This window comes from Bacillus sp. FG16 (assembly GCF_057809515.1).
In genome coordinates this window covers 15,507-27,699 of sequence record NZ_JBMDKC010000076.1, presented here as the reverse complement: position 1 = coordinate 27,699, position 12,193 = coordinate 15,507, and the positions used below count along the sequence as shown (strand labels likewise).

Here is a 12,193-nt window from a genome sequence, read left to right as displayed (position 1 = left end):
CTAAAAATTTTCTTGATATAGTTTCATTTACATATTCTTTATATAAATCAGGATGTTCCGTTTTGAATCTTTTACTGTCAAAACGATTACTCGTATAGGACTTCCAATGAATGGTGTAATTCTCCGTTGTCGCTTTTTCATGAGAACCTAATTTCGCTTTCAGCTTGTTCTCATACTCTGCCTTTTGTTCTTGCAGCACCTTCATTTCCCTATCTACTTGGTCCCTCGCTTCAATAAGTAGCTCTTCTTGCTTCCCTAAGCTGATAGAACTATCCTCAATAGATTCTGGATACATTTGCTTGAGTAGCTGCGTAGATGCCTCTGAACCATCAAACATAGGCGGTTCATCCTTTTCGACGTGACTCAGCCAAAAGTCCCGTTCCATATTGATAAGATACTGGATTATATCCTCATCCCGTTCGATCTTTTTGTACACGAATTTGTTGCCACCAATTAATACGGCAATCCACCATGCTTCATATCCTGTAACCGCCATATAGTGCTGACACTGGAGAAGGTAAGCGACTGGTATTTCTTTACCTTCCCATTCTTTTTTCAAATATTCTGAAGCTGTTTTACATTCAAGACCCACTCGTTCTCCTACAATGAGCCTGTCCACGTTTGCAAGCATCCAAGGATACTCTGGGTGTTGCAAGATAGCATTTCTACGTTGTACCTTTAGTCCCGTACGTTTGGCAAACTCCTGTGCGACCACCTCTTCAAGTACGTTTCCAAAATAAGCAGACTCACTTTGTATGTCTTCTTGTTCAATAGCTTCTGTTTTCTCAAGAAACACCTGTACTTGCGACTTCCATTTACTTAACCCAGCAATAGCTGCCACATCAGAACCACCTAATCCTTGCTTACGTGCTTCTAACCAGGCCTTACGATCCATATGTAATGTATTTGCCAATACTTTCGCCTGCATGTTTCTTTCACTCGCTCTCTGTGTTATACTGACTTCACCTTAAATTTTTTGAGAACTCATTCCCGTGAGTTCTTTTTTATTCTCCTGCCACAAAACGTGTGCCATGGCGTTCTAAAAACTTCTCATTGCATTCCTCACAAATGAGATTCCCCTTGAATTCGTAATACGTCATGCCGAAATACAATTCACCGTCGCAATCACTACAATAGTGTTCAAATTCTTTTCTCGGGGAATCGTGCGGATTGCCTATGGTATTGGGGTTCTCTAGCATTCAGCTAACCTCCTCAGAAAGCGTAATATAATGCACCCTCTCCACAACATCCGCATTCACACCGATACTTTTCAAGCGGTGAACAATTCCTTTTATACGTTTACGTTCCTCATCATGCTTTTCTTTCGCACGATAGAGTGCCATCAATTCCCTTCGGGCCAATCGAGCTTCTTTAATCCAGATGCAAAATTGATAGGGATCATTCTTTTGCAGCGCTTCAACTTGCTTCTTTTCACAATGTTGTAAGAATTCATCGAGTATTTGTTTCTTTTGTAAGTCTTTTGTTAGAACTGATTTGATCATGTTGGTTTCTCCTCTTCTTCACATGCAGTAGCACTCACTGGTTGGGCACATTTCCCTTTCTTCCAAAAGTTTATGCATAATTGCATATTATTTATCTATATAAGTTCACAAAAATTATGTTATAATACATTCGTATAGAATACTCACATTCCATGTTGACGGCTCTAGCATTCCGCTAGAGTCCTTTTTCTTTTTCACAAACCCTACGCACTTGGAATGACTCGTCTTGAGTTCGTATGACGATGAATCAAGTGTAGTCGTCCATCAACTTTTTTATAGATCAACCAGTTTTCAGAATTTAAGCTGTAAGAATTCATATGCATTTTCTCTCGCTTCGTTGGGCGTTTACCGTTTTTCACCTGTTTCCCCTCCTTGCTCTATTGCGCAAACAGCTCGTCCACTGTTGTTTTGAAGTATTTTGCTAGTTTTTGAGCCTCTTTTAGGGTGAACTCACGTTTTCCAGATTCTTTTAAGTAATACGTTTGCTGATGCATGTTCACCACTTTACCCACAGCTTCTTGCGTCATGCGCCGCTCTTTTCGAGCAATGAATAGATTTTTGTTCATGAGTATCGCTCCTTAACCAATTTGCTAATCAAATTTATTATTATTTATTTTTTCCTCAAATCGCGTAATAACCTCCAAAAAAATTTCTTCAGTAGGAACATCCATCTGTATAGCTAATTTTAATAACCCTTTTTCCACATTATGCAGATACGTAGGTAGAATAAACCACTCCATTGGAAACTCTAAAAATGTTGCAATTTTCAATGCTATCAATGAGCTAGGTGTTCTTCTCCCTGTTTCAATATCTCCATAATATGAGGGGCTTATGTTTAAACTTTTAGCCAAATTAACTTGCGTTAATTTGTTCTGTTTTCTAATTTTCACAAGCCAGTCTCTTTTCATTGTTTACCTCCTACCTTCTATGACTCTAATTTAATTTTATGCGTTTAGCGTAAATTAATCAACAACTTTTTTAATACGCATCTTGCGTAGATTTTATTGTAAGTTTATTGTAAGCTATTAATAGTAATATAAGTGTAAAAGTAAGAACGTTAAGTTACACGATTGGAGGAGAATACTACACATGGATATAGGGGCAAATCTAAAATTTCTACGAAAAAGATATGGATGGACTACTGAATATGTAGCAAATCAATTAAAGACATCTATTTCGACTTACAACGGATATGAAATAAACTATAGGAAACCAAATCCCGAAATGCTATGCAAAATTGCTGATTTATTCAACTCTACGACTGATTTCATCTTAGGGCGAACAGATAATCCAGATGGGACAAAAGATAACTTACAAGATATTTTAGAGAACGGCAATCTCAACTACGGGGGAAGAACATTAACTACGGAAGAAACTGAAAAGATAAGAGACTTTTTCAATATTGTTATAAACCGTATGTTGAATTAACAAAAAGGAACAGCAATTGCTATTCCTTTTTTTGTTGCAGAATATTTGTAATTTGATTAAATTCCTCTTTTGTACATAACCCTATCTTATGGAGTTCATTTATTACATACTCCACATCACAGCTTACTTTTTTAGGCTCTAATAACTTACAAATCATAGCTTTTGTCTCTAATGCTACCCCGTTTGCTTTTAACATCAAAATTCCTCCTTATCATGGTAAATACTAGGTGACAACTTTTTACAGACCTCTCCCAAAAAAATTGTCACTCCTTAAACGCACAGAAGTCGCTACAAAGTAGCGACTTCTTTTTTTTACAGCAACTATACTTTCTAACTCCCACCAGGATCTCGTATAGTCATCCTAAATTCTTGTTTTATTTTTGGTTGTTGCTCCATTTTCTCAACATGTATTATGGCCTCGTTCATCCCTATTACTCCTACTGCTAGCAGAAATATAGATATCACCCTTCTCACGTCAACATTACCCCTTCCCTATTCAATATTATTTTATACATTCGTCCGTAAAAACTCAACCCTGCCAATTCGAACTCTAATAATGCTTGTTTAATACCCTCCATGTCGCCGATACATATTGAATATGATATAAGTTGAAATGGTGAAAAGCCATTTTTCTTTAACTCCTCAAATATTAATAACCCAAGCTCTCGATTCCCGAAAAGACACTCATATGTCGCTCTTTCATTTGGATGAAGTAACTCTACATCAATTTTATCCACATTGATATTATTATGTATACGCACATGAGCTAACGTTGTATGCAACGCTATCGACTTTTGAGCTTTTTGGGTAACATTAATCTCTTTCAGTGATTCCGTGGCTTGAACTAAAAGTGCCTCAGCTGTCTCAGGACAGTCTATTTGATACCCTTCTCCAAGCCCGCAAATAGCTGTACACTTAATCATAGGCACATCTACTTCAGAATTTATGATGGCATTAAAAATTTTCCTACTCTGTTCTAATTCAATCCTCCATAAATGCATATATGCAATCCTCTCATTAGCAAACATGCGAAGATAATCTTTGATACAACCCTCTTCAAGAAGGTTCAAATTTGCTTCAACCTCATCTATATACTGAATGATTGCATTGTTATTAGGTCTATCTGCTAAAGCTAACATATACAAAATATTAACCATAACTTGAACATGTGGATTAGTAGAAAAGTGTGTTGCTCTAATTATTTTGTAAAGCGCCTGTCCTCTCAATTCATTCTTATTACGTTTGTTAAACAATTTATAGATTGTAAAATAAGTCGATAAACTCGTATTTCCTTTGTGTTTATCAAGAATTGCACTCATTAAGCTGTATTCGCCTTGCACCTGACTATAAATTAATCCGACAATAGTATTAGATGGCTGCATACAACACAAAAAATAATCCCGTGTAATCTTTCGTTTCGCTTCCTCATTATCATATAAAAATTTCGTGGCTTTGAAAAACACTTCTACATCCATTTCGCTTTCGCCTGCAATTCCCTTACGAAAAGTTTCTCGACAGACACCTAACTTTAGAGCAAATTGTCTTCTAGAAAATCCTGCTGAATTAATTTTTGCAAGCAACTGATTCATCACCTTTTGCAAATGTTTTCCTCCTTCCTCGAACATAAAGCACACGAACCTTAATTTTCTCAACCCAGGACACATTCTAAAATCAAAAGGTATGTGTTACACTGACGAGGAACTCGTAAGATGCAAATGTTTATCCTAAGGGAGCTTTAGGTGAACAATGTGAGAGGTTTCGTGGGAAGTACCTCTTACACACGCTCTGCGAGTTTTTTTATGTTCAACACATATTTTTTTTATTATTCTGCAAATTAAAATTGTACTTCTTCCGACAATATTTTACCACGAGCAATCTCTTGCGAACACCCATTCTAAACATTTCTCAAGTTCAAATACAATAAAATGAATGAATATATTGAATACTCATTCATTTTATATTTTATTTGAATTGGATGAGTGTATAACCAGCCAATTTTACAGTTTTTTACCCAGCCAATCTGAAATCTTCAAAAAAACTTTTTCAAAAATTGTCGTAAATTGTATGTTATAATATATACAGGTATAGGCCTTTCCTATACAGGGTAATATGTTATTAAAATTAAAGTGGTTCAAGTCAAAGAAAGACGTTCAATTTATATTGAGCGTCTTTTCTTTTGGTAACAAACAAGTTATAATCGACTCAATAAATTGAATTATCAATCTTTACATATACAGGAGGGATTCCTATGGTGGTTTACAAAGATAAAGAACGAGGAACATATTTCTTTGTTGTCAGAGTCCGTCAGTTTGATGGTACTCAAAAGCAAGTAAAGCGTCGTGGGTTTAAAACAAAAAAGGAAGCACGTGAAGCGGAAGCAAAAATGTTAGTTGAAAAAGAAACAAACTCAACCTTAACATTTGCTCAAGTGGCTGATAGTTATTTTGATTGGTATTGTCAGCGGAGAAAACAAACTTCTATAAAGGTTATTAAAAATGTAATATATAATCACCTGCAAAAAGAGTTTGGTAAACTGAAGGTAGATCAAATTACCGCCAAACATATAATGTATTATCAAAATAAAATTATTGGCAACTACTCGGCTGACACCTTAAAAAAAATCCATGCAGTACTATCGTCCATATTCAATTTCGCAATAAAGTTTCATGGTTTAACCAGTAATCCTGCACGTATTGCTGGAAATTTTGAACTTGAATCAAACAAACGAATGGATTATTGGGAATTTGATGAGTTTCAAAAATTTATCGATGTTGTAGACGATCTACTCTATGATTCATTTTTTTCAACGCTTTATTATAGCGGTGCTAGGAAAGGTGAACTGCTCGCACTAACATGGGACGATGTTGATTTTACAGAAAAAACAATTCGGATTAACAAAACTGAATATAATCGCCAAGTTACCAAGCCAAAAACAAAAGCATCAAATAGAATCATTCTATTACCGACACTTGTCAACGATTTATTGAAAACGTTAAAAGAACATGCTACATTAACAGCACCAGTAAAAAACGATTATGTGGTTTTTGGGGAGTTTTTTACTAGCATTGCTACAACAACACTAGACGAACGATATAATAAATATGTAGCTGCTTCTGGAGTAAAAAGAATCTTACTTCACGAATTCAGACATTCTCACGCCTCATATTTAATAAACAACGGCGTTAGCCCACTTGTAGTAGCCCAACGTCTAGGACATTCCGATGTGGCAACAACTTTAAATACTTATAGCCACTTATATCCATCTAAACAAACTGAAGCTCTGGCTTTTATGGAAAAGGATTTAGTGCAAAGGTTACCGAAACGTTACCAAGGCATATGAAAACCTTGGTAATATCCCACCCGTATATACACCACGCATACCGCCGCCTTCTAATACTAACCCCGTATTTTCAAGCATGTTACTCTCTCCTCTATATATATTGACTCTTTAATTATTCACCATGTTAAGTATCTTTTTCTATTATATATGAGTTCTTTCAGAAATTATATTCAAAAGACTTGAGAAAAAGGAGTTTTTTATTCCAATTATATTTCCAAATGATCGGAGACATCCTTTATAAACCTTTGAATAAAGTCTTGCTCTTCTTTCGTATATCCATCTAAAAGTAACAGCCACTTTTCTTCAGCTTTTTTATGCAATTTTTCATGAGCTATATATATTTCATTTCCACTTTCCGTTAAACGGAAGAATATTTCCTTCTGATTATCTAACATTTGCATCTTCTCAACGAATTGCTTTTGAAACAACTTCGTACAAATTTTAGAGATTGCTCCCTTCGTCATGCCCATTTCTGTCGTAATTGCCGTTACATTCATCAAACCATTTTTTCCGATACATTCGATTACATGTAACTCAGATAAAGACATACTACTTACACCTGTCTCATAAAGAAACTTCTCGTTTTGTCGTTTTAAATGTTCTTCTTTTTTATGCAAAAGTGTACGAATGTCCGACAGTATTTCCATTTGCTTCGTTGTATGCTTCAATCCGTTCGCCTCCTAAGTTTCCAAAGAAACAATTTAACTATATACCATTTTAAAAAATTTTTTTCATCTTTACAAGTGAGAAAATCATGTTAAAATAATTTTAGTTTCCAAGGAAACTAAAATACAAGGAGGTTAAAAAGATGAAAAAATCTAAACTAACTTTCATTTTATATGTTGTCTGTATTAGTGCCTTACTCGGTTCCTTCGCTCAAAATATTTACACACCTATCTTACCGATGATTCAAAATTCTTTTCACACTTCTCTTTATCTTGTAAATGTAACAGTTTCACTTTTCACATTCGTTCTTGCAATTATGCAGCTCGTATATGGACCTTTAATTGATACAAAAGGGAGAAAATCTGTCCTTATCCCTAGTTTAGTCATTAGTACAATTGGTTCAATCGGATGTGCTTTTTCGGCAAACATTTATTTATTTCTCTTTTTTAGAGCTGTTCAAGCTATAGGAATAGCGGCTATACCTGTAGTTTCAGCAACGATTATCGGCGATTTATTTGAAGGAAAAGAACGCGGAGAAGCGATGAGCCTATACCAAATGTTACTTGCCCTCGCACCTGCAATGGCTCCACTCATAGGTGGTTATCTTGGCAGTATAAATGGTCACTTATCTGTATTCCTCTTTTTATCTACACTTGGCATTATCTTATTAATTATAAACATTTCACTACTTCCAGAAACAAAGCCAAATGTAATTAAGCAGTCTAAAGCACAAAAGAATTACTGGCTTATCTTAAAAAATAAAACTGGGTTTTCTATTACTCTTATTGGCTTCATTCAATTTTGTATTTACTTTTGCTTTCTCGTTTTTTTACCGAACATTTTAACAAATTCATTTCATCTAGCTGCAAGTGAAATTGGTCTTATGTTTGTACCAATGTCTCTTTCTATCATGCTAGGAAGTTTTTGCTACAAGTTTTTTCCAAAACGCCTCACAACAAAGCAAGCTTTATTTATTACGAGTTTCTTCAATATTATATGTGTCGTTTTATTCTCTTTCACATATAGCATCAATATCCCATTCATCATTATCGTTACATCTTTGTACGGTTTTAGTATGGGACTTTCTATGCCAACTCACACTACTTTATTAACAGAAGAATTCGTGCAAGAACGTGCAACAGCTATCGGTATGTACAACTTCATCCGCTATCTCGGTATGAGCACAGGGCCACTTCTAGGTGGATTTCTTTTATTTAACCAAAATTACTTTTGGATTTTCTTCCTAGGTGCAATTATGTTTTTACTTGTAATCTTATATGCAATGAAAATGCTAAGTTTTCATGCTGTACAAAAAGTAAAATAGAGCCCCCAAAAAGGTCGGCTCTATTTTACCCTCTTTGATCCGCAACAATATGAATATCAATATACTTTGTTTGTCTCATAATTTCATTTACAATAGAGCCTTTTCGTATTTCTTCCCACCTTGTTCTAGCCGATTGTCCAAGTAAAATTTGCGTTACCTGTAATCTTTTTGCGGCTTCAATAATAACATCTGCTGGCTTTCTTCCTTTCGCCTCTTCTAATACAAAACTCGCATCAAATTGATTCGTTAACGATTTCCACTCTTCAATTGTTTGTTTTTTACCTGCTGAAAGAGAATCTATATTTTCCCTCTCAACGTTTAATACGTACAATTCAGCATTTAACCGATCAGCCATGCGCCATCCCCGTCGTATTAATTTCTCCGCTGTTGAACTGTATTGTACACAAACAAGAATTTTTTCTTTTACGCCAATCGGTTCTATTACTGTTTGGCTAATTTTCTCGTCCATATCATCTGCCACTTCACGAAGTGATAATTCCCTAAGTGCTCCTAAATTATTAAGCGTAAAGAAATTTTGTAAACTTTGCTGAATTTTTTCTTCTTTATATATCTTTCCGTCTATTAGTCTCTTCCTTAATACCTCGGGCGTTGCATCAACGAGCTGAATTTCATTTGCTTTTTGTAAAATAAAATCTGGAATTCGTTCTCTTACTTTTACATTCGTAATTTGAGCTACAATATCATGAACACTTTCCAAATGTTGAATATTAAAAGCTGATAATACCGATATACCAGCCTCTAACAATTCCTGCACATCCATATAACGTTTCTTATGTTTAGAACCAGGAACATTACTATGCGCAAGTTCATCCACTACAACAACTTGCGGCGCACGTTTTATAATTCCTTCCACATCGAGTTCATAAAATACCTTTCCTTTATACTGTATTTCTTTCAAAGGAACTTTCTCTAAATCAGCAATTGCTTCTTCTGTTTCTTTTCTCCCGTGCGTTTCAATTAAACCAATTACAATATCAATTCCATCTTTTTTCATTTCTCTTGCATCAAAGAGCATTTTATAACTTTTTCCTACGCCTGGAGCTGCTCCTACATATAGCTTTAACTTTCCCCGATTTTGTTGCCGAATATATTCTAAATATTCCTCTGGCGTTCGCCTTTGAAACTTCGGTTCATAATCATCTGCATACAAAATAAACACTACCTTTCATTCGAAACAACGCTACCTCAATCCGTTAGATTGAGGTAGCACTATTACTATTTCATTAATTTCTGTAATGCTAAATTTAGCTTTAAGACGTTCACTCGATCTTCTCCAAATAAACCAAGTGCAGCACCTTCTGTTTGATCTTTAATCAATTGATCAAGTTTTTCTTTCGGAATATTCGTTAATTTCGAGATACGATCCACCTGCACAGAGGCCGCCTTTGGACTAATATCAGGATCAAGCCCTGAACCTGAATTTGTCACTAAATCTATCGGTACTTCTGTAACTGGAACAGCTGGATTTTTTTCCTTCCAGTCCACAATACTTTTCTCTACTCGTTTTGCTAAATCTGGATTAGATGGTGCATAGTTATTTGAACCAGATGCTTCAGCCTTATATTCAATACTAGAAACACGCCCTTGAAAATAACGTGGATCCGTGAAGTTTTGCCCGATTAATTTAGAACCAATCACTTCATTTTTATCATTATATATTAGACTTCCATCCGCATTATCCTTCATCACGGCTTGTGCAATACCAGTAACAATAAGTGGGTATACAAGTCCACACAACACTAGAAATGTAAAAGTAATACGGATAATTGGTGATAGTATACTTTGTTTCTTTTCCATCTTTTTCCCCTCTTCCTTATATGAACAAGCCGACAATTATATCAATTACCTTAATTCCAATGAATGGAACAATCACTCCGCCAAGTCCATAAATAAGTAAGTTTCGGCTAAGCAATGCATTAGAACTCATCGGTTTATATGCGATACCTTTCATCGCTAACGGAATGAGTAGTGGAATAATAACAGCGTTAAATATTAATGCTGATAAAATCGCTGACAGTGGTGATGTTAACTTCATTATGTTTAGTGCTTCCATTTGCGGAATCGCAAGTGTAAACATTGCTGGAATAATTGCAAAATATTTCGCTATATCATTCGCAATACTAAATGTCGTCAACGCACCACGTGTCATTAACAATTGCTTCCCAATTCCTACAACCTCAATAATTTTCGTTGGATTCGAGTCTAAATCAATCATATTTGCTGCTTCTTTCGCAGCTGTCGTACCACTATTCATCGCTAATCCAACGTCAGCCTGTGCTAATGCCGGAGCATCATTTGTGCCATCACCTGTCATCGCTACAAGTTTCCCTTTATCTTGCTCTGCTTTAATAACAGCAATCTTATCTTCTGGTTTACACTCGGCAACGAATTCATCTACCCCTGCTTCTTTTGCAATCGTTGCTGCTGTTAACGGATTATCACCTGTACACATGACCGTTTTAATCCCCATTTGGCGCAACTGTTCAAAACGCTCACGCATACCCGGTTTTACTGTATCCTTTAAATAAATTAAACCGTAAATACGATTATCTACTGCAACTACAAGTGGTGTTCCGCCCTCTTTTGAAATTAAGTCTGCTTTTTGATTTACATCTTTCGGAATTGTTCCACCTTGTGACCCAACCCATTCAATAACGGCACCGACAGCACCTTTTCTCACTTTCGTTCCGTCTTGTAAATCAACACCACTCATTCTCGTTTCTGCTTTAAACGGAACAAACTCCCCTTGTTCTGCAAGTTCTCTATTATATGATATAGATTTTCCCTGCACATACTCGATAACAGATCGACCTTCTGGCGTTTCATCTAAAACAGAACTAATAGCGGCCCACTTTCCAACTTGCTCAATCGTTTCATTTCCTACAGGCAATAATGTATGAGCCATCCGGTTCCCAAAAGTAATTGTACCTGTTTTATCTAAAATAATTGTATTAATATCGCCCGCAGCTTCTACTGCTTTCCCTGACATCGCTAGCACGTTAAATTTTGTCACCCGGTCCATCCCAGCAATACCAATCGCTGATAGCAAACCACCAATTGTCGTTGGAATTAAACATACTAACAATGCTACGAGTACAGCTGTATCAATTTGAAAACCTAAATAATTTGTAAAAATCGGCAACGTCACAACGACGATCAAGAAAATAAGAGTTAAGCTCGTTAATACTGTATTTAAAGCAATTTCATTTGGCGTTTTTTGACGAGCAGCTCCTTCTACTAAAGAAATCATTTTGTCGATAAATGATTCACCAGGATTACTCGTAATGACAATTGTAATTTCATCACTTACGACCATCGTTCCACCTGTTACGGAACAAAAATCACCGCCTGCTTCTTTTATAACAGGAGCTGATTCCCCTGTAATTGCAGATTCATCTACAGATGCTAATCCTTTGATTACTTCGCCATCATTCGGAATCATTTCTCCTTGTTTTACGATAACAACGTCACCTTTTCTAAGATCAGTTGCTGAAACTTGGACAATGTCTCCATTTTCTTTTACAACATTTGCAAACACATCTTTCTTCGACTGCTTTAAAGAATCGGCTTGCGCTTTACCACGACCCTCTGCTAATGCTTCTGCAAAATTCGCAAATAAAACTGTAAATAATAGAATGAGAGAAACTGTTATATTAAACCATCCTGGTATACTACTAGAACTGCTTGGAAGAAAAGATAAAATGAACGTAATGATAAACCCAATTTCCACAACGAACATAATCGGATTCTTTATCATGACTTTCGGATTCAATTTCGCAACGGATTGTTTCATCGCATGTGTTACGATATCACGATCCATCGTTTTCGCTTGTCTAACTTCATCTTCTACAGCATGTATTTGTGACTTATTTAATTGTTTTTCTTTTACTACTACCGGTCTCATCATTTACC

At 35.8% G+C, this 12,193-nt stretch carries 15 protein-coding genes; 3 read left to right on the top strand and 12 right to left on the bottom strand.

The features are described from left to right. From ACODS7_RS23060 to ACODS7_RS23035, 6 genes are all read right to left on the bottom strand, one after another. Nucleotides 1–928 (bottom strand): YqaJ viral recombinase family nuclease (locus ACODS7_RS23060; RefSeq protein WP_488827667.1); only part of this gene is annotated, 928 nt, incomplete at its 3' end. Nucleotides 929–1,004: 76 nt separating this feature from the next. Next, nucleotides 1,005–1,199: a hypothetical protein gene (locus ACODS7_RS23055; protein WP_243168556.1), complete on the bottom strand. Its 195-nt coding sequence runs from the start codon at nucleotides 1,197–1,199 to the stop codon at nucleotides 1,005–1,007. Further along, nucleotides 1,200–1,502, bottom strand: coding sequence for a hypothetical protein (locus ACODS7_RS23050; protein WP_243168557.1), 303 nt, complete (start codon nucleotides 1,500–1,502; stop codon nucleotides 1,200–1,202). Between the two features lie 203 nt (nucleotides 1,503–1,705). Further along, complete coding sequence (locus ACODS7_RS23045) at nucleotides 1,706–1,861, bottom strand: DUF6906 family protein (RefSeq protein ID WP_243168558.1); 156 nt, start codon at nucleotides 1,859–1,861, stop codon at nucleotides 1,706–1,708. An 18-nt stretch (nucleotides 1,862–1,879) separates the two neighbouring features. Further along, entirely contained in the window at nucleotides 1,880–2,068 is a 189-nt protein-coding gene (locus ACODS7_RS23040; RefSeq protein ID WP_098856389.1) for a helix-turn-helix transcriptional regulator, read from the bottom strand. A 24-nt stretch (nucleotides 2,069–2,092) separates the two neighbouring features. Beyond that, nucleotides 2,093–2,410 (bottom strand): helix-turn-helix transcriptional regulator, encoded by a 318-nt coding sequence (locus tag ACODS7_RS23035; RefSeq protein WP_243168559.1) that lies wholly within the window; start codon nucleotides 2,408–2,410, stop codon nucleotides 2,093–2,095. 181 nt (nucleotides 2,411–2,591) lie between these two features. Here ACODS7_RS23035 and ACODS7_RS23030 point away from each other — a divergent pair, with 181 nt between their 5' ends. Further along, nucleotides 2,592–2,930 carry a helix-turn-helix domain-containing protein gene (locus ACODS7_RS23030; protein WP_098856387.1) on the top strand — a complete coding sequence of 113 codons (339 nt, stop codon included), beginning with the start codon at nucleotides 2,592–2,594 and terminating at the stop codon, nucleotides 2,928–2,930. 19 nt (nucleotides 2,931–2,949) lie between these two features. Here ACODS7_RS23030 and ACODS7_RS23025 read toward each other — a convergent pair whose 3' ends face one another. Together ACODS7_RS23025 and ACODS7_RS23020 are read right to left on the bottom strand one after the other, a co-directional pair. Next, nucleotides 2,950–3,126, bottom strand: a complete 177-nt coding sequence (locus ACODS7_RS23025; protein ID WP_098856386.1) for a hypothetical protein — start codon at nucleotides 3,124–3,126, stop codon at nucleotides 2,950–2,952. A gap of 274 nt (nucleotides 3,127–3,400) precedes the next feature. Beyond that, nucleotides 3,401–4,522: an AimR family lysis-lysogeny pheromone receptor gene (locus ACODS7_RS23020; protein WP_308448048.1), complete on the bottom strand. Its 1,122-nt coding sequence runs from the start codon at nucleotides 4,520–4,522 to the stop codon at nucleotides 3,401–3,403. A 656-nt stretch (nucleotides 4,523–5,178) separates the two neighbouring features. Between ACODS7_RS23020 and ACODS7_RS23015 the strand changes: the two genes are divergently transcribed. Continuing rightward, the gene (locus ACODS7_RS23015) at nucleotides 5,179–6,270 is read left to right on the top strand and encodes a tyrosine-type recombinase/integrase (RefSeq protein WP_243168561.1); all 1,092 of its coding nucleotides are present in this window, start codon (nucleotides 5,179–5,181) and stop codon (nucleotides 6,268–6,270) included. Between the two features lie 206 nt (nucleotides 6,271–6,476). Here the strand turns inward: ACODS7_RS23015 and ACODS7_RS23010 are convergent, their stop codons facing one another. After that, nucleotides 6,477–6,938 (bottom strand): MarR family transcriptional regulator, encoded by a 462-nt coding sequence (locus tag ACODS7_RS23010; protein ID WP_029441660.1) that lies wholly within the window; start codon nucleotides 6,936–6,938, stop codon nucleotides 6,477–6,479. 140 nt (nucleotides 6,939–7,078) lie between these two features. Between ACODS7_RS23010 and ACODS7_RS23005 the strand changes: the two genes are divergently transcribed. Next, a complete protein-coding gene (locus tag ACODS7_RS23005; RefSeq protein ID WP_029441659.1) occupies nucleotides 7,079–8,260 on the top strand; it encodes an MFS transporter in 1,182 nt (393 codons plus the stop codon). Between the two features lie 25 nt (nucleotides 8,261–8,285). Here the strand turns inward: ACODS7_RS23005 and kdpDN are convergent, their stop codons facing one another. The 3 genes from kdpDN to kdpB are packed head-to-tail and all read right to left on the bottom strand — an operon-like array spanning nucleotide 8,286 to nucleotide 12,185. Beyond that, nucleotides 8,286–9,440 carry a KdpD-like non-kinase potassium sensor gene (gene kdpDN / locus ACODS7_RS23000; protein WP_080681700.1) on the bottom strand — a complete coding sequence of 385 codons (1,155 nt, stop codon included), beginning with the start codon at nucleotides 9,438–9,440 and terminating at the stop codon, nucleotides 8,286–8,288. Between the two features lie 56 nt (nucleotides 9,441–9,496). Then, nucleotides 9,497–10,078 (bottom strand): K(+)-transporting ATPase subunit C, encoded by a 582-nt coding sequence (gene kdpC, locus ACODS7_RS22995; RefSeq protein WP_016082790.1) that lies wholly within the window; start codon nucleotides 10,076–10,078, stop codon nucleotides 9,497–9,499. A gap of 16 nt (nucleotides 10,079–10,094) precedes the next feature. After that, nucleotides 10,095–12,185: a potassium-transporting ATPase subunit KdpB gene (gene kdpB, locus ACODS7_RS22990; RefSeq protein WP_029441657.1), complete on the bottom strand. Its 2,091-nt coding sequence runs from the start codon at nucleotides 12,183–12,185 to the stop codon at nucleotides 10,095–10,097. Between the last annotated feature and the right edge of the window lie 8 nt (nucleotides 12,186–12,193).

Coding starts and splice junctions, on each gene's coding strand:
- ACODS7_RS23040 (WP_098856389.1), bottom strand. CDS start 2,068: ATGAACAAAAATCTATTCATTGCTCGAAAAGAGCGGCGCATGACGCAA.
- ACODS7_RS23035 (WP_243168559.1), bottom strand. CDS start 2,410: ATGAAAAGAGACTGGCTTGTGAAAATTAGAAAACAGAACAAATTAACG.
- ACODS7_RS23055 (WP_243168556.1), bottom strand. CDS start 1,199: ATGCTAGAGAACCCCAATACCATAGGCAATCCGCACGATTCCCCGAGA.
- ACODS7_RS23030 (WP_098856387.1), top strand. CDS start 2,592: ATGGATATAGGGGCAAATCTAAAATTTCTACGAAAAAGATATGGATGG.
- kdpB (WP_029441657.1), bottom strand. CDS start 12,185: ATGAGACCGGTAGTAGTAAAAGAAAAACAATTAAATAAGTCACAAATA.
- ACODS7_RS23015 (WP_243168561.1), top strand. CDS start 5,179: ATGGTGGTTTACAAAGATAAAGAACGAGGAACATATTTCTTTGTTGTC.
- ACODS7_RS23005 (WP_029441659.1), top strand. CDS start 7,079: ATGAAAAAATCTAAACTAACTTTCATTTTATATGTTGTCTGTATTAGT.
- ACODS7_RS23025 (WP_098856386.1), bottom strand. CDS start 3,126: ATGTTAAAAGCAAACGGGGTAGCATTAGAGACAAAAGCTATGATTTGT.
- kdpC (WP_016082790.1), bottom strand. CDS start 10,078: ATGGAAAAGAAACAAAGTATACTATCACCAATTATCCGTATTACTTTT.
- ACODS7_RS23050 (WP_243168557.1), bottom strand. CDS start 1,502: ATGATCAAATCAGTTCTAACAAAAGACTTACAAAAGAAACAAATACTC.